Source organism: Lentibacillus saliphilus (assembly GCF_019093865.1).
Lineage (GTDB): Bacteria > Bacillota > Bacilli > Bacillales > Amphibacillaceae > Lentibacillus_B > Lentibacillus_B saliphilus.
This window is the reverse complement of the sequence record NZ_JABJXD010000002.1, coordinates 366,289-391,974: the sequence shown is the minus strand read 5'-3', so window position 1 is coordinate 391,974 and position 25,686 is coordinate 366,289. Positions and strand designations below refer to the sequence as shown.

At 44.8% G+C, this 25,686-nt stretch carries 20 protein-coding genes; 2 read left to right on the top strand and 18 right to left on the bottom strand.

What is annotated here, in order from left to right:
- Positions 1-155: 155 nt before the first annotated feature.
- From HPC67_RS06030 to HPC67_RS06020, 3 genes are all read right to left on the bottom strand, one after another.
- On the bottom strand, positions 156-812 hold the full coding sequence (locus tag HPC67_RS06030) for a response regulator (protein ID WP_217586554.1): 657 nt from the start codon (positions 810-812) through the stop codon (positions 156-158).
- A 475-nt stretch (positions 813-1,287) separates the two neighbouring features.
- Positions 1,288-2,046 carry a tyrosine-protein phosphatase gene (locus tag HPC67_RS06025; protein ID WP_217586553.1) on the bottom strand — a complete coding sequence of 253 codons (759 nt, stop codon included), beginning with the start codon at positions 2,044-2,046 and terminating at the stop codon, positions 1,288-1,290.
- Between the two features lie 728 nt (positions 2,047-2,774).
- Positions 2,775-3,542: a tyrosine-protein phosphatase gene (locus HPC67_RS06020; protein WP_217586552.1), complete on the bottom strand. Its 768-nt coding sequence runs from the start codon at positions 3,540-3,542 to the stop codon at positions 2,775-2,777.
- Between the two features lie 177 nt (positions 3,543-3,719).
- Between HPC67_RS06020 and HPC67_RS06015 the strand changes: the two genes are divergently transcribed.
- Entirely contained in the window at positions 3,720-4,214 is a 495-nt protein-coding gene (locus HPC67_RS06015) for a hypothetical protein (RefSeq protein ID WP_217586551.1), read from the top strand.
- A 114-nt stretch (positions 4,215-4,328) separates the two neighbouring features.
- Here HPC67_RS06015 and HPC67_RS06010 read toward each other — a convergent pair whose 3' ends face one another.
- The 3 genes from HPC67_RS06010 to HPC67_RS06000 all read right to left on the bottom strand — a co-directional run bounded on the left by HPC67_RS06010 (position 4,329) and on the right by HPC67_RS06000 (position 8,533).
- Complete coding sequence (locus HPC67_RS06010) at positions 4,329-5,360, bottom strand: nuclease-related domain-containing protein (protein WP_217586550.1); 1,032 nt, start codon at positions 5,358-5,360, stop codon at positions 4,329-4,331.
- A 1,213-nt stretch (positions 5,361-6,573) separates the two neighbouring features.
- Positions 6,574-7,539: a ribokinase gene (gene rbsK / locus HPC67_RS06005; RefSeq protein ID WP_217586549.1), complete on the bottom strand. Its 966-nt coding sequence runs from the start codon at positions 7,537-7,539 to the stop codon at positions 6,574-6,576.
- Complete coding sequence (locus HPC67_RS06000; protein WP_217586548.1) at positions 7,529-8,533, bottom strand: LacI family DNA-binding transcriptional regulator; 1,005 nt, start codon at positions 8,531-8,533, stop codon at positions 7,529-7,531. The genes rbsK and HPC67_RS06000 overlap by 11 nt, the downstream gene beginning before the upstream one ends.
- A 1,212-nt stretch (positions 8,534-9,745) precedes the next feature.
- On the opposite strand from HPC67_RS06000, the gene HPC67_RS05995 reads away from it, so the two are divergent.
- Positions 9,746-10,834: a Gfo/Idh/MocA family protein gene (locus HPC67_RS05995; protein WP_343327817.1), complete on the top strand. Its 1,089-nt coding sequence runs from the start codon at positions 9,746-9,748 to the stop codon at positions 10,832-10,834.
- A 1,531-nt stretch (positions 10,835-12,365) separates the two neighbouring features.
- On the opposite strand, the gene HPC67_RS05990 is transcribed toward HPC67_RS05995, so the two are convergent.
- The 12 genes from HPC67_RS05990 to HPC67_RS05935 all read right to left on the bottom strand — a co-directional run bounded on the left by HPC67_RS05990 (position 12,366) and on the right by HPC67_RS05935 (position 25,670).
- A complete protein-coding gene (locus HPC67_RS05990; RefSeq protein WP_217586547.1) occupies positions 12,366-13,193 on the bottom strand; it encodes a MurR/RpiR family transcriptional regulator in 828 nt (275 codons plus the stop codon).
- A 606-nt stretch (positions 13,194-13,799) separates the two neighbouring features.
- Entirely contained in the window at positions 13,800-14,486 is a 687-nt protein-coding gene (locus HPC67_RS05985) for an N-acetylmannosamine-6-phosphate 2-epimerase (RefSeq protein ID WP_217586546.1), read from the bottom strand.
- Between the two features lie 146 nt (positions 14,487-14,632).
- Positions 14,633-15,301, bottom strand: a complete 669-nt coding sequence (locus HPC67_RS05980) for a YesL family protein (protein ID WP_217586545.1) — start codon at positions 15,299-15,301, stop codon at positions 14,633-14,635.
- Between the two features lie 17 nt (positions 15,302-15,318).
- On the bottom strand, positions 15,319-16,197 hold the full coding sequence (locus HPC67_RS05975; protein ID WP_217586544.1) for a carbohydrate ABC transporter permease: 879 nt from the start codon (positions 16,195-16,197) through the stop codon (positions 15,319-15,321).
- Between the two features lie 18 nt (positions 16,198-16,215).
- Entirely contained in the window at positions 16,216-17,070 is an 855-nt protein-coding gene (locus HPC67_RS05970; protein ID WP_217586543.1) for a carbohydrate ABC transporter permease, read from the bottom strand.
- A 121-nt stretch (positions 17,071-17,191) separates the two neighbouring features.
- Entirely contained in the window at positions 17,192-18,523 is a 1,332-nt protein-coding gene (locus HPC67_RS05965) for an ABC transporter substrate-binding protein (protein ID WP_343327816.1), read from the bottom strand.
- Between the two features lie 226 nt (positions 18,524-18,749).
- Positions 18,750-20,303: an FAD-dependent oxidoreductase gene (locus tag HPC67_RS05960; protein WP_217586542.1), complete on the bottom strand. Its 1,554-nt coding sequence runs from the start codon at positions 20,301-20,303 to the stop codon at positions 18,750-18,752.
- A gap of 9 nt (positions 20,304-20,312) precedes the next feature.
- Positions 20,313-21,818, bottom strand: a complete 1,506-nt coding sequence (locus HPC67_RS05955) for a DUF4127 family protein (RefSeq protein WP_217586541.1) — start codon at positions 21,816-21,818, stop codon at positions 20,313-20,315.
- A 42-nt stretch (positions 21,819-21,860) separates the two neighbouring features.
- Positions 21,861-23,048 (bottom strand): alpha amylase family protein, encoded by a 1,188-nt coding sequence (locus HPC67_RS05950; protein ID WP_217586540.1) that lies wholly within the window; start codon positions 23,046-23,048, stop codon positions 21,861-21,863.
- Positions 23,049-23,125: 77 nt separating this feature from the next.
- The gene (locus HPC67_RS05945; RefSeq protein ID WP_217586539.1) at positions 23,126-24,100 is read right to left on the bottom strand and encodes an ROK family protein; all 975 of its coding nucleotides are present in this window, start codon (positions 24,098-24,100) and stop codon (positions 23,126-23,128) included.
- Between the two features lie 2 nt (positions 24,101-24,102).
- Positions 24,103-24,927 carry a hypothetical protein gene (locus HPC67_RS05940; protein ID WP_217586538.1) on the bottom strand — a complete coding sequence of 275 codons (825 nt, stop codon included), beginning with the start codon at positions 24,925-24,927 and terminating at the stop codon, positions 24,103-24,105.
- Positions 24,928-24,947: 20 nt separating this feature from the next.
- Positions 24,948-25,670: an alpha/beta hydrolase gene (locus tag HPC67_RS05935; RefSeq protein ID WP_217586537.1), complete on the bottom strand. Its 723-nt coding sequence runs from the start codon at positions 25,668-25,670 to the stop codon at positions 24,948-24,950.
- Between the last annotated feature and the right edge of the window lie 16 nt (positions 25,671-25,686).

Sequence of the window (25,686 nt, the reverse complement as noted above, 5' to 3'; positions counted from 1 at the left end):
CCTTTCCCGTTGTGAACGGATAGAAATAATGAAGATTTTTGACTATATCCCTGCATAAATTTAGCAATAATGACATTATAGTAGATATAATGTTAGATTCATAGTGAATTTGCATTAAATTTTCATAAATTGTCGATTGATGTCTTTTCTGATAATTAATTCAAGACGTAGCGCAAAAAGTTTACAAGTTCTTTCCTTGTATTGACGCCTGTTTTATCATAGAGCTGACTCACATAATTCTTAACCGTACCTTCACTCAAGTACAGCTGCTTCGCAATTTCACTGTTGCGCTTGTTTTCCAAAAGGCAGTACCCGACATCAAGCTCACGGGGAGACAGACGAATATCCCTCATCTCAAGCTTGCGCATGAGGACGTCCTTTTTCGTCCAATTCAGTTCAGCAATACGCTTTGCTAACACGCGGGCGACTTCACCAGCCAAAACAATTTGGCCTGTATACGCATGACGAATAGACTGTGTGACGGATTCAAAATCCAGATTCTCAAGTAGGAAGCCGTCTGCACCATTAATGAGTCCTTCAATGATGGTTTCTTCATCAATTTTTGGATGCATTAAAATGATCTTAATATCCGGAAATTGGATTTTGATTAGCTTCGTTACTCTGATTCCATCCATTTTCGGAATATGGACATCGAGTAAAATAACGTCTGGTTGCGCCTCTGTTGCACGTTTGACCGCGTCCTTCCCGTTAGAAGCTGTTGCGACAACAGTCATATCATCCCTCGATTGAAACAATATTTGCAACGCTTCTCGAAACAACTTTTCACCCTGAACAAGCATGATGTTTATCATATGACGATCCCCTTTTACGAATGACATATACGTTCTGAGCACGATTACATCTATGTTTTGAATAGAAGCGTAGCGTCGTGTTGATCGCTCTTACTGCTAACGTTGCCTGGTTTAGGGATAATCTATGAAGCACGAAGCTGTTGAAAGAACGGCACTCCTTAAAACAGAAGAAATTCACATCTTTCAATTCTCATAGACTGCGCTTTCAAACGCAACGAGCGCGCGAAATTAACGTATGTGATTGTCTATCATTGATGTTGTAAGCAGTTATGAACCTACTAAAACACCTTTCATGATGTATCGTACCAAAAAGGGTGTACAAAAATATGTATATCTATTTTTCATACAGTGCGTCAAGGTGAGGGATGCTCATCTTTTATTGAAGGATCAACCCTCTCGTCTACATGGCAGCTTGTTTATATGTGCAGCAAGGACAGCCAGATCGGATGTCCTTTGAAAGCACACTGAGCGCATGTTAAAAAAGCCCGAGGATTTTTTTCCTTTTGACTCGGAACGGCTCGTCACGATGTACGTGCATGTCATCAATGAGCAATTGGCTGTTTTCCATAAAGACATATTTAGTATGTTCACCGTATTTGTCCTGAATGACGTCATAAGCTTCGTGCATCCAGAAGCTGCGCGATGTCGTATTATGAGCATCAGACGCGACAAAGTGGGCGAGATTGGCGTCAATAAGCTGATGTGTGAACTTCTGAATCGTCTTGCCAAATTTCCCGATAACACTGCCCGATGTAATCTGCGTCAGTGCACCTTTATGGACGAATTCAAACAAGCGATCCGGATGTTCAATGAGCTCGGAATTCCGCTCTGGGTGAACAATGATGGGTGTATAGCCTGCGACTTGTAAATCGAAGAGCATTTGTCCCGCGTAATGGGGCACATGCTGCGAGGGGAACTCGACGAATACGTATTTAGAGTTGGCAAGCGTGAGTGCGTCACCTTGCTTTAACTCATCAATAATATCTCCATTCATGCGAATTTCCTGTCCTGGCAATACCGTGAGCGGTAAGTTTTTAAATAGTTCATTCAAGATGTCGACATGCTGGATAATTGTGTCACCTAAATTATCAAAGCTGCCGTTACGATGATGCGGTGTTGCAATAATCGTATGAACCCCTTGTCGAACTGCTTCTCGCGCCATCGCTAAACTATCCTCTTCTGTCTGAGCACCGTCATCTACACCTGGTAGTATATGACTATGTATATCTATCATGTGGCCACTTCCTCGTTAATTGTATGCAACCTTTGAATCATTTGTATATACATATTCTAGCAAATTGTGACACAGTTGCCAACGGAAGTGGTTCAATAGATTTAACGAGCGTTAATTGTATGAAAAATGCTATATTTTGTATTTAGTAGGCTTTTTTGCCTATGTTTAGAGTATAGGAGTTATGGTGGAAAAGCAAGGGGATAAATGGTAATTTATGAAAATAATTAATTAAGATTAATAGCTAACACTGATTGTTTTCCAGACTCAAAAGCTTGGTCTATCGTTTTTTGCCCATAACGAAATCGTCGGCAGTCGATGGTGATCTCGTATTTTCAATACGCCGACCATGGATTCTTTATTTGCGATTGGATGGTGTGATTTCAGTTTATGTGCATATTTTGGGTGTCGTTATGATGGGAACTTCCTTATTAAGCCTGCGGCGATCATTGTAGGTATACATTGGCGGCGACTTTGTAAAGGTTGTTTTCGCACGTACTCGTTTTATGGATCTTGTTCTTATGTTCCAACCTGGCTTATCTTCCAACGCATATAGTCCCCCTATCACGCAGCCCCATTTTCCTTGTGTCCAGCAAGTGGATGAATTCAAAGGTTCTTGTGTTAGTGGTGTGTGTTGATGTTTGTGTCGTGTGTCTTTGATTTAGTAGAGACTCTTAAAGAAGGGCCTCGCTTTCGACCCATGTTCATCTTTTTCGATTGCTTTAACATCGTCATGTTTTAAAAAATAGGAACTTCTTTTGTGTCATCCGTTCGGGTGGATAGGCCTGAATATCATATCCATTCATCATCGCTTCGATATTTTCATGGAAATATCGGACAGTATGGCTATCATGATTTTTCTTCAATTGTTGATAGGCTTCAGCAAAATACAGTTTGTTTTTTGCACGGGGCTGCCTGCCTGTTGCAATGAAATGTGCAAGATTGGCATCGATCATCCGATTAACGAACTTGGACACCTTCCCGCCACCTTTTCCAGCAAGGTTTGCCGCTCCGATCTGAACCAACGCGCCATTTTTCACCATACGATATAACTTATCTGGATTGCTCATAATTTCATCATTGCGCTCAGGCTGCGTCAGCACGGGCACATACCCAGCAATTTGCATGTCAAATAAGACGTTCGTCGTGTAATCGGGTACATGGTCATGTGGGAGCTCTAGCATAATGTGGACGCCTGCTGCACCAATGGCCATGATCTCTCCTCGATTGATATCGTCGACAATGTCACCATGAATACGGGTGCCTTGTCCAGGTTGAATAACGACTGGTATTTGCATGTCTGCTAGGCGGTGATTTAGTTCCTCGACGGCATCATAAATTGCATTGCTTTCATCCGCTGTATAAACCGGATGATGTGGTGTCGCAATAATTGATGTGATCCCCTGTTGGGCAGCCTGTGAGGCGATTTTAACGCTCGCTGCCATGCTCGTCTGACCATCAGCAAATCCTGGTAAGATATGACGGTGTATGTCAATCATATAAATCCCCCTAGATTTTTGACCTCTTTGTCGAGGCTATATACCTACCTTTAGCCTAGTATAAAAAGTGAGAGAATGCAAGATAAAATTTTAAATTTGCAGTTTTTTTGGTTTATTGTCGGATAATGTCGAAAGGTGGGGTGTGTGGGCGGCTATGCGGCTGGGGGCGGCGTGGAGATGGGATATGCGGCTTGGGGATGGGATATGCGTCCGGGCGGGTGGATATGCGGCGGGGCGGGTGGATATGCGGCGGGGCGGGCGGATTTGCGGCGTGGAGAGCGGATATGTGGCGGGGCGTGCGGATATGCGGCTGCTTTTCAAGATATGCGGCGTGCCTGTGATATATGCGGCGGACTGGTGATATATGCCGCAGCGGGTGCGGATATGCGGCGACGACGAATATGCGGCTGGGAGAGTGAATATGTGGTGGGCGTGGGTATGCGGCTTGGGGATGGGATATGCGGCGGGGCGAGCGGATATGCGGTTGCTTTGCAAGATATGCGGCGTGCCTGTGATATATGCGGTGGACTGGTGATATATGCCGCAGCGGGTGCGGATATGCGGATACGTCGACGAATATGCGGCTGGGAGAGTGAATATGTTGTGGGCGTTGATATGCGGCTTGGGGATGGGATATGCGGCTCGGCGGGCGGATATGCGGCGGGGTCATAGATAATGCGCTTGTGGGGTTGAGGTGAGTTGTGCAATCATGCTTAGCAGTTACTAAAATAAATGGGAAGTGAACAAAGTGGAAATCTCGTTCACTTCCCTCCTATTTTTTGTGTGTTATTGCATTTGGAAATTACGAAAATGCTGGCGTTCGCCGGGATAAGCAGATAGCTGGGGGTATTGTGATTGCGATGGTGCATGATATTTTGTGCCTTTTCGGGTGCCGGTGATTTTTAGATTCATCGATTTTAGGAAGCCGTATGCTACGTCGCGTGATTCAATGCACAGATAGCGGCGGCATTCAGCATTTGTGAGCGTTGGTCCATGTAGCAGAAAGTAATCATATATGACTTGTTCATGTGCATTTTTACTGTGGGCGCCGCATTTAGGGCAGTGCCATTTTAAGCGGGAGCGGTGCATAGGATATTGGTCGCACTGGTCGCAAGCGATGCCATGGATAAAGTGTTGATCCGATAGGTTATAATACGTGAGAAGGTCTGGTCTGTGCGGTGTATCATAGCTGTGAATGAGTCGATCTAGGTGATGCCGTGTGGATTGGTCTAATATCTGTTTGTCATGCTTCCGTTCAATGTCGAGCAATTTTTGTGGCAGATTCTCAACGTGAATCAGCTCATCATATACGGCTTTTGATTGATCAGGATTACTGATGATCGCATTTGGATTGCTGATGACGGACAGCGTTTCGATTGGAACAGGCGGTAGGTTAAAGTTTTGTAACCATGTCTCGAGGTGCATTTTTTGGATCATGGATTGCTGAATTGGGTTACGTTGACGCTTTCGCTCCGCACCGACAACTTGAATGAATTGATCGTGCTTACTATCATAAATGAGCTCGCCTTTCATATTCTTGATTTCTATGATGAGTATGTGAGTTGGGGTGATGATGAGCGTGTCGATTTGAAAAGGTGTGCGACCATTGATGAGGCGAATATCACGATAGGTGGCAGCATTGTGTAGGGACGTCGTCGAGATGGCATAATCTACGTATTTTTCCCCTTGATAGCCAGCCATGTAATTGGCAAAGTCTTTCAGAATCATAGGGTTGTCTCGATATTGCCCCTTCAAGCGACGTAATAATGCCTCATAACAAAGTATCATATACGGTTTTGTTCTTGCTTTTTCAGGCAAATAAATCACTCCTTCGTTTTGGTTATTTGGGTTTGTCCATCTTAATGTAATGTACGACATTGGCGGTGGAATTCCTACTGTAAAGGCGTGCTGTGGGTGCATTGAGGCGTTCTTTTGTCGAGTGAAAATGGTCTTCTGCTTGGGGTGATCGTCAGGATTATTGTGTTTTTAAAATAATATGCGGCGAAAAGTTGAGATATGCGTATGGAATTCAAGGTATAAGATAAAATTTCGTTTTATGCGTTTTGGATGGTGGATATGCGGTTGGGGGAGTGATTATGCGGGAGGATTATTAGTTTATGTGGATGGGGCGAGTGGGTTGGGCTGGGATATGCGCACGGTCAGACAACTTGGGGCGAGTGGTGCGGGCTGGGATATGCGTGGCTTTTGAGATATATGCGGCTGCCTGGAGCGATATGCGGTTCGTTTATGATATATGAGGCGAGTTTTTCATATATGCGTCTCAATTTTGATATATGCGGCTTGATCTCGACTTATGCGGTTGAAGCTGATTTTATGCGGACGAACCGCTCTCCGTCCTATGCATGGGCTAATCGTAAAAACAAAAGCCAGAAGGAAGCGAACAAGCTGGGGCGCTTCCTTCTGGCTTTTTTGTGTATTCGTGCTTGGGGTGAGCTGCGCGGGCTGGGATATGCGTGGCTTTTGAGGTATATGCGGCTGCTTGGAACGATATGCGGTGCGTTTTGGATATATGAGGCGTGTTTTACATATATGCGCCTCAATTCTGATATATGCGTCCCGATTTTGATATATGAGGCTGAACTTCGACTTATGCGGCTGAAGCTTATTTTATGCGGACGAGCCGCTCTCTGCTCTGCGCATGGGCTAAGCGTAAAAACAAAAGCCAGAAGGAAGCGAACAAACTGGGGCGCTTCCTTCTGGCTTTTTTGTGTATTCGTGCTTGGGGTGAGCTGCGCGGGCTGGGATATGCGTGGCTTTTGAGGTATATGCGGCTGCTTGGGGCGATATGCGTCACTTTTGAGATATATGCGGCTGCTTGGAACGATATGCGGTCCGATTAAGATATATGAGGCGTGTTTTGCATATATGCGTCTCGATTTTGATATATGCAGCTGAAGCTGATTTTATGCAAACGAGTCACTCTCTGCTCTGCGCGTGGGCTAAGCGCAAAAACAAAAGCCAGAAGGAAGCGAACAAACTGGGGCGCTTCCTTCTGGCTTTTACTGGCACTTTAAGATTTTATCTTTTTTATAAATGGGGTGATTGCTTCTTCGGGAACGGCTGAATCACCTGCATTGTATTTGGTAATTTGATTCTTTATAAATGATTCGACAGCTGCTTTTGTTGGCATCCCATTTTGTGCGCCTGTTTTTGTAATGGAGAGAGCTGCTGTTGCGCTGGCAAAAGCGACTGCTTCGGTGATTGATTCACCTTCACTGAGTTTCACTGCTACTGCGCCATTAAAGGTATCGCCGGCTCCGGTCGTGTCAACAACGTCAACGGTAAAAGGTGGAATTTGATGAACCAGTTGATTTTCTGTTGTATATTGTACGCCGTGTGCGCCCATCGTTAAAATGACTTTTTCCCACGGCATGTCATGTGATGTGTCGTCCACCATCGCTTTCGCCTCAGATTCATTCGGCGTTAAATAGGTCGCATCGTTAATTAATGCTTGTGACATTGGCTGGAAAGGAGCGGGATTTACGATGACCTTAATGCCATGTTCGTGGGCTAATTTTGCCGCATACGCCACTGTTTCCATTGGGACTTCAAATTGCAATAATATAATATCACTGGCCAATATAAGATCACGGTGTGCGTCAACAAGGCTTGGTGTTACATGCTTGTTGGCACCTGGTATGACGATGATACGGTTATCATGGTCAGATACGATAATGTTAGCGATTCCTGTTGGCGTGTCGGGAATCGTCGCAATACCATCCGTACTAACCCCCTCTTGCTTCAGATGATCCAGAAGGGTTTCGCCAAAGGCATCGGCTCCAACGGCACCTATCATCGATACGTTAGCACCGAGTCGTGCTGCCGCAACAGCTTGATTGGCACCTTTTCCACCAGGATACGTGGCGAACGTCTTACCGATAAGCGTCTCACCTTGTTCAGGCATGATCGGTGTTTCGACAGTCAGGTCCATATTAATGCTGCCGATCACACAAATATGAGGGGTCTTACTTGTCATCGTTTGTTCTCCTTTCTGTTGACTGCCGTTTGATCAGTTTAACCTCGTACTCAACCGGCTCAACAAAACGGTTCAAGTCATATGTATCAATGTGTTCAATGAGCATTTCCGCTGCCCGAGCGCCAATATCATAAGTTGGCTGGGCCATCGTCGATAGAGTCGGTATCGTAACTTCACCAAGTGCAATGCCATCAAATCCGATAACAGCGAGTTCATCGGGAACCTTTTTGCCAAGGGCTGCAGCAGCTTTTAGCACACCGACACCCATTAAGTCGTTCGCGGCAAAAATCCCATCAATTTCAGGATGCTGTTGGAGCAAATCAAGTGCCGCTTTGTAAGCATGATCGGCCGTATAATCACCTTCGCATATAAAGCTTGGGTTAAACCAATCCGTTTGCCCAACGATGTCTATGTAACCCGCCATACGGTCCTCAGCATTGCTTGCACCTTGAGGGCCCCGAATATGAGCAATTCGTTTGCAACCAACTTCTTGCAAATGTGTCACGGCTTGCTGGGCTGCTTTTCTATTATTCACAGTAACGGCCGCGATATTCGTGCCGATTTTCCGATCAAGTGCAATGATTGGCAAGTCCAAGTGAGCCATTGCATCTTTTGAAAGTGTACTCGAAACAATGATAATACCGTCGACAGACTTTTGCTTTAATGCTTTTAAGTACGTCAGCTCTTTTTCACCATCACCATCGGTATTACACAAAACAAATGTGTAGCCATGCTTGCTCGCAACATCCTCCGCCGCTCGCGCCAGCTCTGGGAAAAAGGGGTTCATAATATCGGGTACAAACAGAGCAATCATTTTCGATCGACCTTTAAATAAGCTGCGTGCCACATCGTTAGGCTGATAATTTAATTGTGAAATTGCTGCTTCTACACGTTGTAGTGTCTTTGGCGATACATTTCCTGTTTGATTTAACACGCGAGAAACCGTCGCAACAGACACATCAGCCAATTTGGCAACATCTCTGATCGTCGTCATATTAATCACTCACTATACTGTTTTGTCTATTGTAGTTTGTCTTGATTCTATATTGAGTGGAAAGGAGCATTTTATAGAATGATGAATTATGTTGTGTACGTATATGAGTTTAGTATGTTATACAGTTTGAAAATATTATCATAAAAATGTAACGGGTTACATCATGATGTAAAAAAATAGACACATTAAAGTGCTTTTATCTAAGCTGCGTGTAACCCGTTACATCGACTATAATACCTTTATAATAGGATGTCAATGATTTTATGACACTCATTGATAAAATGTGACACACTCTTTGTAAATGTGCTATCAGAGGGGGCGGTGGATATGCGGCGGAGGCAGTCGTTATGCCGTGTGATTCGGGGATATGCGGCGGAGGCAGTCGTTATGCGGTGTGATTCGGGGATATGCGGCGGGGGCGGTCGTTATGCGGTGTGATTCCGGGATATGCGGCGGGGGCGGTCGTTATGCGCTGTGATTCCGGGATATGCGGCGGGGGCGGTCGTTATGCGCTGTGATTCGGGGATATGCGGCGGGGGCGGTCGTTATGCGGTGTGATTCGAGGATATGCGGCGAAGGTAGTCGTTATGCGGTGTGATTCGGGGATATGCGGCGGGGGCGGTCGTTATGCGGTGGGATTCGAGGATATGCGGCGAAGGTAGTCGTTATGCGGTGTGATTCGAGGATATGCGGCGGGGGCAGAGAATATGAGGTGAGGAAGACTGAGTATGCGGCGCAGTCCAGATATATGCGGTCGTATGGCACCGTATGCGGCACGTTCAGATATTTTGATTGATTGTGCCTGCGCCCTCGAATTGTGTCGGATCACCAAACTGTGCGTGCGGTTATGCGGTTCTTTTTCTATATATGCGTCTGTATAAGTGGATATGCGGCGCTATTTCAATATTTGCGGCACATTGGGCTTTTATGGAGCTCGATATTGTTTTATACGTCTTGATTTCATTTTATACGTCTCGATTACGATTTATGCGGCACCACCGCCTATTGGCTAACGGCAGAGCATCTACTAAACGTCTTAAACTCATTAAAAGCTAGACGGAAGTGAACGAGTTGGAACACTTCCCTCTTATGTTTAATTGTCGTCTTTTTTATCGTTTGAAAATATGACACAAATGCAGACGGAACATGCATGTAATCTACTTCTTTATGCTCGTACTACATTTTATAAATTGATATACTAGTAGAGAGTTTATGAATACCCTTACAAAAGTAAATGCACTGATTAAACAACAGGAAGGGGAACGACAGATGGGACAATTAAAGGTCGGAATTATAGGATGTGGACGGATTTTCCCAATGCACGCACTACCTGTAGAAAAAAGAGAAGATCTTGATTTGGTTGCTGTGTGTGATATTAAGGAAGAACGTGCTCAGAAAGCGGCCGAAAAGCACGATTGTGCCTGGTACACGGATTATATGACGATGTTTGAGGAAGAACAATTGGATGCGATACATATTTGCCTACCTCATAACCTTCATGCACCGGTGACAATTGAGGCTGCTAATCGTCACATTCACATTTTAACAGAAAAGCCAATGTCGATTACGATGGAAGATGCGGAAAACATGGTTAAAGTGGCTGATGACAATGATGTGATTTTAGGTGTTATTTTCCAAAACAGATATAATCAATCATCACAGCTCGTTAAAACAATGCTCGATAATGGTGAACTCGGTGCGATTAAATCGAGTAGGTTATCCTTGTCATGGGATCGCTCGGATCATTATTACCAATCGAGTGACTGGAAAGGGACATGGGATCAAGAAGGTGGCGGCGTTATTATCGACCAGGCAATCCACACGATGGACATCGTTCGCTGGTTGATCGATGACGAGATCGATTATGTTGATGCGACGATCGCCAACCGTGTCCACCAATTTATTGAAGTGGAAGACTCAGCAGAAGGCGCGATAAAATATAAAAATGGCGTTGTGACAGCTTTCCATGCGGTTAACTACTATTCATATGATAAACCTGTGGAAGTTGAGCTCCATTGCGAAAATGGGATCGTCAACATGGTTGGCGATTATGCTGAAGTGAAACTCAATGACGGACGGACATTCTCAGCTGAAAATGATCCAAATGAAACGTTTGAATATGAAGAAGGCGTCAAAAGCTATTGGGGCGTCAATCATATCAAACAAATTGATAACTTCTATGATGCTTTAAAAGCAGGTGAGCAGCCTGACATTACTGGTAAAGAAGCGTTGAAAACACAAAAAATGATCGTTGCAGTATATGAGTCAGGCAAAACTGGAAAACGGGTTATATTTGATTGAGACTTTTAAAAGCCAGAAGGAAGTGAACGAACGTGGACACTTCCTTCTGGCTTTTGTGGGTTGGTGGGAGCGTGGCTCGATATGCGGCTCTTTTGCGATTTATGCGGGGCGGCGGGCGGGTATGCGGCTTCCTTAGCATATATGCGCGGCATTCGTCGGATATGCGGTGCGGCGGCCTGATATGCGGCTCCATCGCGATATATGCGGCGCAACCGTGATTTATGCGGTTCTATGGCCCGAGCGCGCATCCGGCCAGAAGGAAGCGAACGAACATGGACACTTCCTTCTGGCTTTTGGGTGGGTGGCTCAGAACGTGGCTCGATATGCGGCTCTTTTGCGATTTATGCGGGGCGGCGGGCGGGTAGGCGGCTTCCTTAGCATATATGCGCGGCATTCGTCGGATATGCGGTGCGGCGGCCTGATATGCGGCTCCATCGCGATATATGCGGCGCAACCGTGATTTATGCGGTTCTATGGCCCGAGCGCGCATACGGCCAGAAGGAAGCGAACGAACATGGACACTTCCTTCTGGCTTTTGGGTTGGTGACTCAGAACGTGGCTCGATATGCGGCTCTTTTGCGATTTATGCGGCGTGGCGATCGGGTATGCGGCTGCTTCAGCATATATGCGCGGCATTCGGCGGATATGCGGTGCGGCGGCCAGATATGCGGCTCCATCGCGATATATGCGGCGCAACCGTGATTTATGAGGTTCTATGGCCGAAGCACGCCTCCAGCAAGAAGGAAGTGAACAAACATGAACACTTCCTTCTTGCTTTTGGGTTGGTGGCTCAGAGCGTGGCTCGGTATGCGGCTGCTTTAGCATATATGCGCGGCATTCGGCGGATATGCGGTGCGGCGGCCAGATATGCGGCCCCATCGCGATATATGCGGCGCAACCGTGATTTATGAGGTTCGATGGCCGAAGCACGCCTCCAGCAAGAAGGAAGTGAACAAACATGAACACTTCCTTCTTGCTTTTGGGTTGGTGGCTCAGAGCGTGGCTCGTTATGCGGCTGCTTTGAGATTTATACGGCGTGGCGGACGGGTATGCGGCTCCTTCAGCATATATGCGCGGCATTCGGCAGATATGCAGTGCGGTGGCCAGATATGCGTCCCCATCGCGATATATGCGGCGCAACCGAGATTTATGCGGTTCTACGGCCGGAGCGCGCCTCCAGCAAGAAGGAAGTGAACAAACATGGACACTTCCTTCTTGCTTTTGGGTTGGTGGCTCAGAGCGTGGCTCGTTATGCGGCTGCTTTGAGATTTATACGGCGTGGCGGACGGGTATGCGGCTGCTTCAGCATATATGCGCGGCATTCGGCAGATATGCGGTGCGGCGGCCAGATATGCGGCTCCATCGCGATATATGCGGCGCAACCGAGATTTATGCGGTTCTACGGCCGGAGCGCGCCTCCAGCAAGAAGGAAGTGAACAAACATGGACACTTCCTTCTTGACGGATGAGCACAAACAAAAGAAGCGCTGCATGGATGCGCGCTTCTTCCTTCCATATAAGATCGTCTCTCTTTAGTAAATCTTTTTTACGACGGCTTTGGCTGTTTTGCGTTGCATGTCGAGTGATGTTTCTTTCTCCAAGAGTGCGATACCTGTGCATAAGAGGTCGACGACGAATAGTTGGGATATTTTGGCGGTGAGTGAGCCGCCTTCTAAAGGTGATTCTTTCGCGCCGCCTAATAAGACAATGTCTGCGTATTGCGTGATAGGAGAACGGGAGTAATAGGTGATGGCAATGATTTTTGCGCCGTTTTCCTTGGCGATTTTGACCGATTCGATTGTATCTGTCGTGCTGCCGGATACGCTGAGTGCGACGACGACATCATTTTCAGAGAGTCTGACTGCGGACATGGCCTGAAAGTGTGGATCGGTGATGGCCTCTGTATGTTTGCCGATTCGCATAAAGCGGCTTTTGGCGTCAAGTGCTGTGATGCCAGATGTTCCCACACCAAAAAAGTGCACGGAATTGGCACGGTGCAGCATATCGATCGCCTCGTTGACCGTTTCTTCGCCAATCATAGACGCAATATTTTCGATCGACTTGATGGTGTTGAGTGAGACGGATTGAATGAAGTTTGTGGGCTCTGAAGTCATGTTGTTGTTGTCTTCAGCCAAATTCTGCGCAATCGTTAATTTGAATTCTTGATATCCCTTCAGGCCGATCTTGCGACAAAAGCGGAGTACGGTCGTTTCGCCGACACCTACCTCATCTGCTAAATCGGTTACTGAATAGTAAATGACCTTTTCAAAATGGTCTAAAACGAATGATGCGACTTTTTGTTCGGAATTGGTCAATGATGGATAGTAACTATTGATGATTTCTCCGATTGGTTTCTTCATCTGCTTACCTCCTCTTGCTTAAAATGACGTGCTTCATATCCTGCTTTAATGCATACTTTAATTGCAAATCATACTTCGAATCGTACATTCATTCATAATTTAATTCATGCTTTGATCCATGCATTCATTCATAATTTAATTCATGCTTTGAGTCACACGTTCATTCATGATTTAATTCATACTTCGAGTCATCCATTAATCATGAATTTAATTCTTACTTTGAATCATACTTTAACGCATGATGTAATTCATACATTAATTCATTCATCTACAATGACTTCAATTCATGTCTTTCATTTTAATCAATCGTGGGGCGTGCACTAAGAACTGCGGCAGAATCATTTTTTTACACTCTTTTTTGTTAAGGTGTTCATGAACTGCGATTCTTCTATTATATCTAATTTCATGTCAATATATCAATTGACAGATTGCCACAGTTCTTATTTTGCAAAATGCAGGAAATTGGATTAACGACAACTCAGTAGACCTATCGTACCCGATTTTATAGTTGTCTACAATTAATTGTTCTCAAGACGGTTGGCAGAACAGATGAAGTATGCTTTAAAAGCTGTTTCGCACGTGCATCAATAAAGCGGATGATCGGCGTTATTGACCTAACGCTTCAACAAAAGATGCGGTAATATATCTTGGTCTTGTAATGGCTGATCCGACAACAACGGCGTGGGCACCGTATTCAACTAATGCTCGTGCCTCTTCGGGTGTGTTAATTCTACCTTCTGCAATGACTGGGCGATCAGTCAATTCGGTCAGCTTTTTAACTAAGGCGATATCAGGACCTTTTATGTCTGATTTTGTATAGTCTGTGTACCCGGATAGTGTCGTCGATATGGCATCTGCACCGAGTTCAAATGCGTTTAACCCTTCTTCGGCTGTTGAAATGTCGGCTAAGATCAATCTTCCCCTATCCTTAATGTATTGAAAGAGATCTGAGAGCTTTTCGTCATTTGGACGTTTTTGTGCAGTGGAGTCTATTGCGATGACATCTGCACCCGCGTCGATTAATGCTGCGACTTCTTTTTTGGTCGGTGTAATATAAACTGGACTGTCGGGATAATTTTGTTTGATCAAGCCGATGATCGGTAAATCCGTCACCTGCTTGATGGCGATGATGTCTGCAACACCATTCGCCCTGATTGCTTTGGCACCACCTATTTCAGCTGCGATAGCCATTTTTGCCATAACGTCTGATCCGTATAATGGCTCTCCTTCAAGTGCTTGACAGGACACAATCAGCTTGCCTTTTATTTGCTGTAAAAATGTTGTATTTTTCATATGATCACCACTGACTGATTATTGTCTTTATCTCGTTCAAACGGGTGTGGCTGTCAACATGATGCCCGATGTCTGACTCCTTCACACAGTTGCTTCCAAATGACATGGTACGTATCAAAATAGGTTTCCTTCTACCTTAGCCCTTTTTAAATGGCGTTATGTGACTTCTTCTGGATAACATGCTGCTCAGTCACTGAATCCTCATATCTTGATGCAATCTTCTGTTTAACGATATATGTCATGCATGTGATCCATAGCATCACCGTGCCACCGGTTAAAAAGAAGACGGATGCCGGAAAACGATATGAGACGAGTAAAATTCCGGCGATACCTAAAACGTTAATGACTGTCCAATGTATGTAGGACAGACTCGAGAAAAAGGCTGTTTTAATCGTCTTGGTCCACGATAAATCGAATTGCACGGCTGTTGGAAAGACGTATATGGACGTTATAATCCAGCCAGCCAATAAAATCAGCAACAAGATTTGGACGCCTTGTCCGAGCAAAGCTGCTTCAAGACTTTTGAAAAATTGTATGTCGACATAGATGATTAAAAACCCGATGCTGATGATTGTACCGAGTACCTGTGAGCGCCAATATCCGGTTTTAAATGCTTTAACGAACGTTTTCCAAATCGGAATGTCAGCATCTCCTTCTACCCAGCGATTGGTTACGACGAAGGCTGCATATGTCGCTGGGAACACACTGAAGACCAATAATCCAACGACTGAAAACAATAACCATGTGACGTTTAATTTGACGATTCGCATAAACCAATCTGACCCTTTAAATACGACAGACATAACTGAACTCATCAGCATCTACCACCTTTTTAACCTTTTACAGAGCTGGAATATGCAGCTTCAATAAAGTAACGTTGCAAAAAGACAAACACTAATATAATTGGAAGTAACGCGATAATCGCACCGGCAGCGATCAGCCTTGTGTTCGCAGTAAACGTTCCTTGTAATTGATACAAGCCGAGTGTAATTGGATACTTATTCGGATCATCCAGTATGAGCAATGGCCATAAGAAGTTGTTCCAAGCGCCTATAAAGCTCAAAATGGCGAGCACACCGAGCATTGGCTTGACCATTGGGAACATGAGCTTCCAAAATATTTGCCAAACATTGGCACCGTCAATAACGGCCGACTCTTCTACCTCACGGGGAATCTCCATGAAGCCTTGTCGCATAAGGAAAATCCCTAACGGTGTGACAGCTGCTGTGATAATAACACCAGCGTATGAGCCCATGAGACCGACTTTATTAATGACGAGGTATACTGGAATCATTGTGATCTCGTTCGGAATCATCATTGTGGCAATGATCAGCATAAAAATTAAATTCCGCCCTTTAAATTTCATACGTGCCAGCGGATACGCAGCAAATGAACAAAGAACTAAAGGCAGCACAATTCCGAATGATGTTAAGAAAACACTATTCAGTAAATACCTTGGAATCGGTAATGTTGTCCAAACGGTCTTGAAGTTGTCTAATGTAATATTAGAAGGTATGAATTGAGGTGGTATCGAGAAAATGACATCCTGTTCACCCTTCAAAGAAGACGACAATGTCCATAAAAACGGTACGATCGTAATACACGTAATTAATAATAGAAAGAAATAAGACACGGATTTTCGGACGAATTTACGATAATTGAACGTTTTTTTCGTTTGTCCCGTGCGCGTAATGGTTGATGCTTGCGTCATATAATGCCCCTCCATTCTTTAATTGGGGTTTTTATCCAATAGTTTTTGATTAATCAGTGTAATAATCAAAATGATGATAAACAAAATAAATGAGATCGCACTGGCATACCCCATGTCTAAACGTTGGAATGCTTCTTCAAACACTAATAGGACGGCTGTGGTCGACGCATCAAGCGGTCCACCCTTTGTCATCGTCAGCATGAGCGTAAATTCTTTAAAGGCTGACATCGTCGATATAACAGCGACAAAGAAAATCATTGGTTTAATCATTGGGATCGTAATATGAAGATGCTTTTTCCAAAATCCGGCGCCGTCTAATTCAGCTGATTCATATAAAGCATCTGGCACACCTTGTAAAGATGCCAAATAAAATAACATATAGTAACCAAAGCCTTGCCAGACTGTGACAAAAGCAAGGGCTGGAAGAACCGTTGTTGAATTGATCAGCCAGCCTACACCTTCAAAGCCAATTAAACTGAGAAAATAGTTGATAATCCCTTCCTGAGCAAACATCCATTTCCATAAGAGTGCCGTCACAACGACTGACACGAGAACCGGAAAGTAAAAGATTAACCGAAATATCTTAATCCCTCTCAGCTTTTGGTTGACGAGTACAGCTACAAAAATTGGTACAACGACAAGCGCTGGGGTAACCATTAACCAATACTTAACCGTATTGAACATCGCATTGATAAATTTTTCATCTTGAAATGCTCTCATGTAGTTGTCTAATCCTAACCACTCGATCGGCTGAAAGACATTATAATTGGTAAAGCTTAAAATAAACGCTGCGATGGCCGGAATAAACGTAAACACGAACAACAACAAAAGTGGTATAGATAGAAAACCCCAAGCATGCCTCGTTTTATACATATCCTAACCTCCTTTTGAACAAAACCCAGGGCCCCCTTTAAAGGGACCCTGGGGGATCCATGACCACATTTAGTGCGTATTCGTTATTGAATCGCTTTAAATTCGGTCAGATGCTAAGCCATTATTGTAGTAAGCCATTAACGGTTGCTTCAGCTTCAGCTAGAGCATCTTCTACTGGAAGATCTTCTAGGATGACTTTTACGAATGCATCTTCAATGGCTTGGTTAATTTCTGTTACATTGCTAACATCCAAGGACATGTTCATGGCGTCATGCAATGCTTGAGCAGCATAGTATCTACCACGTTCTGTTGCATCCTCTGAATCTTCACCTTGTGAGAAGAACTCGTCATTAGCAGCGTCGATTACTGGTGGTAAAACAGATGCTTCTTTGGCAAATTCAAGCTGGTTCTCAGCATTTGTAACGAACTTAGCGAAGGCAACCGCTGCATCTTTAGATTTACTTTTAGCTGAAACGGCAATGTTCATTGGGTTAGCAGCTTGGACACCAGCTTTACCTTCGAGCGGTGCACCACCTAAAGATTTTTCATAAACCTCAGGTGACAAATCTTTAATATATCGGAACAATTGTGGACCTGTTGCCCACCAAGCGACTTTTTCTTGAGCGTATAGCTCAGTCATCTCTGTTTGCTTCAATAATACGTCGATTGGGAATAACCCATCTTCATAATATGATTTATAATCTGTCCAAAGCTCAACAGTTTCAGGTATGTTGAAGGCTGCGGCTGTGCTATCTTCATTTAAAATACTGATGCCATTTTTAGGCATAAGAATGTGCATTTCTGGCTGAATAACTTCTCCATATGCACCTGTTTTTTCATAAATGACTTTTGACATTTCCCATGCTTCTTCATATGTTTTTGGCGGTGCATCAAAGCCAGCCTCGGCCAAAATATCAGGGTTATAGATTAAGCCGTTCGTTGTTGTGTACCATGGAAGGGCATAAACAGAACCGTCGATTTCACCTGTTTCCCAGATCCCTTCAAAGAACGTGTCCTTGACGTCAGCAGCTGCTTCGTCCATATTGACGAGCGCACCCATGGAAGCGATTTTTTTAACGAAGTCTTTGTTTAAGTTCATGACATCAGGCAAATTCCCACTGGACGCAGATGTTAAAATGATCTGCTCAACTTGATCGTAAGGGACGTCATTGATGGTAACGGTTACATCAGGGTGCTCAGCTTCGAATGCTTCCTTTAGACCATCAAGATAGTCGTCAAAAGCTGGGCGTAATGAAATCGTCATAAATTCGACTTCCCCACTTAATGCTTCAGACCCATTGTCTCCATCTGCATTATCTGCTGCTCCGTTATCGTTGCTTGCGTTATCTTGATTAGCATTAGCATCTTCATCTGAGCAAGCTGTAAAAAATACGAGCATAGCACCGAGCAAGAGCGTTAACAACAGTTTGTAGTTTAATTTAAATGTCTTCACACTAAATCTCCTCCATTTTTAAAATGTGCTTAAAGCTTGTTTAACCCCCAATGAAAACGTATACGGAATATGCCTCCTTTTTTAAAAACATTAATGAAGAATAACTTCACCTAAAGTATAATCTATGGAGACATACTTTGTCAATCATGATTCTATAATAGATATGTCTAAAATGACACAAATTGTAAGCGTTATCGAAAGTGGTCTTTTCTTTGCGGCAAACGGCTTAAAACGCACCGACCTCTGGCCAATGAAGTGTTATGCCTAAATCAGTTAAAAGCTGCTGTAAGTCTTTGACCATGTCCGCGTTTTGATAGATGTCTTGAAGACTTTGGTCATGACGTAAGGCAAATACAGCGAGCGCACCTGCTGCTTCACCGATATTCCATTCGGCAGGATGAACACGATAACAGCCATTCGTAAGCTGGGTTGTGCCGATATTTTTGCAGGCTGGTATGACGTTTTTTGCCTTAACCGGAATCAAGCTGCCGAGTGGGATTTCAAACGGATAGCTTCGAGCATAAAACATCCGGTTCGTTTCGGTCGTCGGATGGAGATCAATTCTGTAGGCACCGATGCCGACAGAATCGTTATACCGCTTAATGCCAGCATCCCCGCGTACATCCGCGTTGATCGGATGCTCTGTTACGGTGTGCATCGCTCGGATTCTCCTCGACTCGCGAATATACGGATGCATCGCTAAGCCATCTTTTGTCCCGACGATATCAGGGCGGAGCTTGAGTTCTGGATAGCCTTTTTGTCGCTTGTCTCTCGGTGCTTCCGTCTGCAGCCAATATAAGAGCGACAAGCTGAGCTGACGGGCATCATGTAAATGCTGCTCTTTATGCACATCATCAATAATCGATCCGAGCCAATAATCGTTTTGCGGCCAATTAACTAATGAGATATCACCTTTGAAAAATCCTGGCTCAAATTGGTTGGCATCAATTATGCGACGGTATTCCCAAAGCCCTAAAGCGTTCCCTTTGGTAAACAATGGTATCTGCTTAGATGAACCTGTATGGGGATCAGGCATAAAATCACTGAGCTGATCGTGATTGAGAAATGCGGCTCGATAGCTTTTCCAGTCATCATATTGCTCTGGTTTTGCGATCGTATGGTTTTCACCTTGGGCGTATTCTAGGGCAAAAACGTGCGTGATCGATTGTATATCACGCGAATTGCCACCTTGTAGGGCGTTCGGTTCTTCTGTTTCCTCTTTAGGTTCAGCACCTGTCGTGTAGGCGACACCAGCAAGTGGTAGCACGTCACCGAGCTCAGTTGCATCAAGGAAATAATCTGCCTCGATTAAAACGTCACGCCCTGTGTGCGTATGTGTGACGATGACGTGCTGAACGGTGTCATGAGCCGCTTCAGCCTGTGTCACCTTATGCTCGAGCAATAGCTCAATCATCCCATTTGCTAAATAAGGCTGCAGCATATCATAAAGAATGTTCAATGCAACGCGTGGTTCATGTGCGATACGACTAACCCAGGCATTCCCCGGATTGAGCTTAGCGTTACGGAATGCCTCTTCCTTTAACGGATAATGACGTTTATAATAATTACGGACTTCATTGCGAAACGCGCGATACGTTTGTGTACAGCCGAAGTCCTCAATCCATTGATGCTCATCTGGCGGCACAGCTTGACTCGTCAACTGACCACCGATCCAAGCTGTTTCTTCGGTTAAAACAACCCGTTTACCGAGCTTCGCAGCTGTATATGCTGCTAAACAGCCGCCAACACTTCCGCCTATGATCGCGATGTCTTTTTTCATGTGATCACCTCATTTTTCTGTTGCGTCTAGCTCAATGCCAATTTCAAACGTCCGGTCCCAAGGCAAATAAATATGGCTGATCCGAAAGCCTGATTTGTCCAAGATTGTGTCTGCCTTTGCTTTAAAGTGCTCGGTGACATTTTCTAGCAATCGTTCGGCTGTCATAGTTGATTCATCGACGTCTTCACGAACACGTTTTCTAACGATCGATTGGTACACATAATCATCTAAAAGACGGAGTAACAACTGCTTATGCTTTAAATCGTCCGTTTGTAGGTGTTGCTTTTTCGCAAGATGCACAAGTGCGCTTTGAGCAACAACCGTTCCGATCGTATTTCCAGCTGTGTTCCAAGCCGCAAAGCCTGCGAGATCTGTTAAGGAAAATAGCATATTTAATTGGGGGATCATCGCAGGATCAGCCCCATTGGCATAAGCAACATCGATAACGGCTAACGGCTTTCCTTTGTCATAGTAGTAGCGCAACTTCCGCAGCCATTCACCGATATTGCGATTATTCGTATCAACGTCATTCAGCTTGATTTGTAATGCGAGATCACCCTGCTGACCACCTGGCACATTGACGCCGAGAATGATATCTGCTTCAGTAGGCGTTTCTGTCGTATGACCGCCAAAAGCAAACACTTGGCCCTTGACCGATTCTTGGATGGACCGATCCTCATACATCGCGATAGAAAGAGAACCTTGTAAGCCACTATATATCGGATAAAAGGTCGGAAATGCTTCTTGTTCTAATGTATAAATCATTCGGGCCGTCAACACACTCGATACTTCATCTGCCCCTGGGTAAATATAAATACGATCATAAAGCTTGTTGTGAGCAACTTCTGCTTTTAACTGCCCCTGTTCCATAATGTTCAGCCCGAATTCACTCGTATCGTCCTGAGGGAAAATGAGCAAGTCAATGACACCATTCGTAACCTGTTCAATCAAAGATAGATTCATATTAAAATGGCGTTTTCGGGTGCCAAGATAGTCTGATAGGATCGTGGCTGGAATTTTTTCCATCATGTCGTTAACAATCTCGGCATCTTCTTTTTGTCCATACGTTTTCAAACGGTGGTAATGAAAGGAATACGTATAAATTTCTTTGCCGTATTCGTTCCAGTAGTCCTTTTCTTCCTCATTAACATAGCTATTCGATAGCCGCATCGTAGAGCTAAAGGCCATGATTTTTAGATCAGGATAGTGCTTTTTAATGTCTCGTAACCGGTTCAACCGAGCGGCAATTGTTTCAGCATCGTCTCTGTTCACTCTTGAAGGTACAAGACCACCATATAAAATCATGTCCATTGATACGATCAAGCCATCGATTTGTGACGCAATCGATTCCAACCAGTTAAACAAGCTTGAATAATCAGCTGGTGTCTTTAAAAATCCAAGCTTTTCTTTAGGAGGTGTGAGCACGTTCCAGCCAGCAATCTCCGCTAAATCTTTGGGCAAATCATACGTGACCGGCCTCGCATCGACCGGGATTAAAGCCAACGTTTTGGTCATCATTATCCCTCATTTTCATCAAGTTTAGGACCCAGTAATCAATTATTTTAAGGCAGCTTTTAAAACATCCCACCAGCCATATTGTTCCAAATAAATGGTGTCAAACAGCATGACGCCGCGGGATTTCTGCTTACACATGGCGATGGCTCTTTGGAACTGCTCGGGCTGATCCGTGTAATCCTTTAAAAAGAGCCCACCGATATAAGGGGTGGCGTTTTGAATGACGTCCAAGCTCAAGTCAATCGCGCCTTCAACACTGTACCAATCGGCAGGACGGTTATGCGCTCTTGCCTCGGAAATGGTCACTTCAGGGTAATAACAGCCTGTCATCATGACATCAAGCTGCTCCGCAAGCCCGGACACACCATACGTTTCCGACGCCCACTCGTAGTCTGCTTTGTACGTCTCACTTGCCCAGTTCACACCTTCGTGAAAATATAACGGGTACCATGACCCAGTGTAATTGGCAAACGTAAGCCCGCTAGCCTTCACAACATCACGCGCTTTTTGGACAAATTGTTTAATATTAAGGGCGCGCCATTCAATCCATTTTGCAAAATAAGGGCCAAATTGAACAGATTTATCAGCACCTAAGGTCATAATATCCTGTGGCCATGTGGTAATTTTTTCACCAATGTAGCGTTCAAACGTTTGTCTGCTCAATGCGCTGAAATCGCCATAAATATTCGGATACCGACAACGGTCAAGTACAACGCCATCAATGTCATAAGTGGCGACTTCTCGGATAATATTCAACTCCTGATTCATAACGTCTGGATTGATCGGATTAACAAATATCGTATCAGCATCGCTATATTCTGCTGCATTGGATTCGGACGCAACCGCGTCACTATAAAATTGCACATGCCAATCAGGGTGGTCGTATGCGTTTCCGTCTTTTGATAATGTTGTTCCCTCTGAGAAGACGTTAACATTTGCCCATACGATGAGGCCATTTTGTTTGGCGAGGGTCGTCATTTCTTTTAAAAAGTCTCTTTTCTCCCAGCTTGTGAACCAACCGTTGGACCAGTCAGCAACATGGCCAGAATATGCACTCGGATATGTCGTCATACCAAAGGGTATTTTTGCATCAATGACAACGTGTGTGATGCCAGCGTCTACCGCTCGCGATATTAACCGCTCTTGTTCATGTGGATCTGCCAAACGTTGACCATTCGCTTCAAAATCAACCCACAGAACGTGAGCGTTTTCATTAAATGTGAATGCCATTGTAAAGCCTCCTAACTTTTAAGTGAGATGTTCGATCGTGTGTTGTTGTTTTCTAGCTCTTGTGGTGTGCCTTGCATTCATTCAACATCATGCCATACTTGCATCGCTGCACCGATCAGGCCCGAATCACGACCTAATTCAGATGTGAAAATCTTTACTGGTTTAACGAGAGATGCCATGCCAATGTCTTTGATTTGCTTTGAAATCGTCGCTGCTAAATTCGGCCAGTGTGCGACAAGTCCACCACCTAGTACGATCGCTTGCGGGTTAAATGTATGAATTAAGCTGACGATGCCATAGATTAACGCTTGAACAGCCGTATCAATGACGGCAACCGCAGGCTCGTATCCTTCCTCCCGCCACTGAAACACTTCCTTACTCGTTAGTGCGTCGAGATGTTGTTTGTAATCGGCAATATGCGCTGGAAGATCGTCCGTCGGCATATTGGCAAGCTGATCGCGCATTCTTTGAGCAATGCCTGTTCCGGATGCATATGTTTCGAGACAACCGTTCGAGCCACAATTGCAGGCTGGGCCATTCATATTCACGGTCATATGACCAAGTTCACCCGCTCCACCAAATGTTCCATGAATGAGGCTTCCATCAGATACGACACCACCACCGACGCCAGTTCCGAGGGTGAGGCATACGATATGATTCAAGTCCTTCCCTTTTCCGAGACGATGTTCTGCCAGTGCGAATGTGTTTGCATCATTATCGACCCATACAGGCAAGTTGGTCGCCTTTTGCAGGACATCGCGAATAGGCACCTGATTCCAATCTTTAATATTTTTCGTACCAGATATGATGACGCCTTTATTTGGATCAATCTGGCCTGCAGAGCCAATGCCAATTCCGTTGATTTTGAAGCCTTCTTTTTCGCTCATCTTCATATAAGACAGCACGATCGCTTTTATCGTGTTTAATATGGAAGCACGTGATTCAGACGGTGTCGGCGTTGTTTGCTTGTAAAGTATGTCGCCATGTCTGTCAACAAGTCCAACAGCAATCTTCGTGCCACCTATGTCAATTCCAATACTGTACGTGTTCACATTCATCCTCCTCCCTTCTTGTAGGAAAAAGCTGGTGTAGTGCGGGGGCTGCTGCTTTGCTTAATAACTCGCGTCCTCCGCCACAGTAATACCGGTGCTTTGTTAAAAAGCAATGCACTATTGCGGAAAAATGCTCTCGCATTGCGGAATTCCGAGGCGACATTGCGGAATAACAGCCCTTCATTGCGGAATTCCGAGGCACTATTGCGGAATAACGGCCCTACTTCGCGGAATTCCGAGGCACTATTGCGGAATAACGGCCCTACTTTGCTGAATTCCAAGGCAGTATTGCGGAATAACGGCCCTACTTCGCGGAATTCCGAGGCACTATTGCGGAATAACGGCCCTACTTTGCTGAATTCCAAGGCAGTATTGCGGAATAACGGCCCTACTTCGCGGAATTCCGAGGCACTATTGCGGAATAACGGCCCTACTTTGCGGAATTCCGAGGCGCTATTGCGAAATAACAGCCCTGCTTCGCGGAATTCCGAGGCGCTATTGCGGAATAACGGCCCTACTTTGCTGAATTCCAAGGCGGTATTGCGGAATAACGGCCCTACTTCGCGGAATTCCGAGGCTACATTGCGGAATAACAGCCCTTCATTGCGGAATTCCGAGGCACTATTGCGGAATAACAACACTTCATTGCGGAATTCCGAGGCACTATTGCGGAATAACGGCCCTACTTTGCGGAATTCCAAGGCGCTATTGCGAAATAACAGCCCTGCTTCGCGGAATTCCGAGGCTACATTGCGGAATAACAGCCCTTCATTGCGGAATTCCAAGGCACTATTGCGGAATAACAACACTACATTGCGGAATTCCACCGCACCGCTTCACACCTCGCCTAAACGACAAAGTGCTCTAGTGCTGTCATTAGATCTTTTTTCCAAAATGTCCATAGGTGACTTTCTTGTTGTTCGACATATGTCACGTTAACCTGCTTAGCAGAAAACGCATCATGCAGCTGGCGGTTACGTGATAAGATGTACAACTGGTCATGTGTGATTGGCGACACGAAGTCATCTTCATAAATGCCGACGGTTTGGTAGACGTTCCAGTTGATGGACTTGCACTTGGCTAACTGATCGACTTCACGTTCAGTGACGGCTGCTGACTGTAACAATAAATGTGTCCAGCGTTTAGGATTCGTCATGGCAATATTTAAAGAGATATTGCCAGCGAGTGAGTCGCCCAATAAGCCTCTTTTTCCAATCTCAGCACGCCCTGAATCTAGCAATTCGTGCTCAACTGTCGGAACAAAGGTATCGTTCATAAATTGGATATACCGTTTGAAATCCTGTCCGTCGCGATGATAAGCATGCCACCTCTCCATCGAATCGCCTGGATGAATGAGAACGAACACGAGCTGTGTAGCGACCTTAGGATAACGTTTCATTAATTGAGCGTACGTTGTTTCTATATCACCTAACGCCAAATAATCCTCACCGTCTTGAACGTATAAAACATCCATTGTACCCTTATGCGTATGACGATCAGACTTCAGTATTTTATACGTGTAATGGCGGTCTAGTTCGGAACTATATATGGTGTGATTGGTCATCGTCATATTGTAGGCTCCCCTA

Bases quoted from the DNA above. Each gene is read 5' to 3' on its own strand.
- HPC67_RS06030 (WP_217586554.1), bottom strand. From the start codon at position 812: ATGATAAACATCATGCTTGTTCAGGGTGAAAAGTTGTTTCGAGAAGCG.
- HPC67_RS06025 (WP_217586553.1), bottom strand. From the start codon at position 2,046: ATGATAGATATACATAGTCATATACTACCAGGTGTAGATGACGGTGCT.
- HPC67_RS06020 (WP_217586552.1), bottom strand. From the start codon at position 3,542: ATGATTGACATACACCGTCATATCTTACCAGGATTTGCTGATGGTCAG.
- HPC67_RS06015 (WP_217586551.1), top strand. From the start codon at position 3,720: ATGGGATATGCGGCTTGGGGATGGGATATGCGTCCGGGCGGGTGGATA.
- rbsK (WP_217586549.1), bottom strand. From the start codon at position 7,539: ATGACAAGTAAGACCCCTCATATTTGTGTGATCGGCAGCATTAATATG.
- HPC67_RS06000 (WP_217586548.1), bottom strand. From the start codon at position 8,533: ATGACGACGATCAGAGATGTTGCCAAATTGGCTGATGTGTCTGTTGCG.
- HPC67_RS05995 (WP_343327817.1), top strand. From the start codon at position 9,746: ATGAATACCCTTACAAAAGTAAATGCACTGATTAAACAACAGGAAGGG.
- HPC67_RS05990 (WP_217586547.1), bottom strand. From the start codon at position 13,193: ATGAAGAAACCAATCGGAGAAATCATCAATAGTTACTATCCATCATTG.
- HPC67_RS05985 (WP_217586546.1), bottom strand. From the start codon at position 14,486: ATGAAAAATACAACATTTTTACAGCAAATAAAAGGCAAGCTGATTGTG.
- HPC67_RS05980 (WP_217586545.1), bottom strand. From the start codon at position 15,301: ATGAGTTCAGTTATGTCTGTCGTATTTAAAGGGTCAGATTGGTTTATG.
- HPC67_RS05975 (WP_217586544.1), bottom strand. From the start codon at position 16,197: ATGACGCAAGCATCAACCATTACGCGCACGGGACAAACGAAAAAAACG.
- HPC67_RS05970 (WP_217586543.1), bottom strand. From the start codon at position 17,070: ATGTATAAAACGAGGCATGCTTGGGGTTTTCTATCTATACCACTTTTG.
- HPC67_RS05960 (WP_217586542.1), bottom strand. From the start codon at position 20,303: ATGAAAAAAGACATCGCGATCATAGGCGGAAGTGTTGGCGGCTGTTTA.
- HPC67_RS05955 (WP_217586541.1), bottom strand. From the start codon at position 21,818: ATGACCAAAACGTTGGCTTTAATCCCGGTCGATGCGAGGCCGGTCACG.
- HPC67_RS05950 (WP_217586540.1), bottom strand. From the start codon at position 23,048: ATGGCATTCACATTTAATGAAAACGCTCACGTTCTGTGGGTTGATTTT.
- HPC67_RS05935 (WP_217586537.1), bottom strand. From the start codon at position 25,670: ATGACGATGACCAATCACACCATATATAGTTCCGAACTAGACCGCCAT.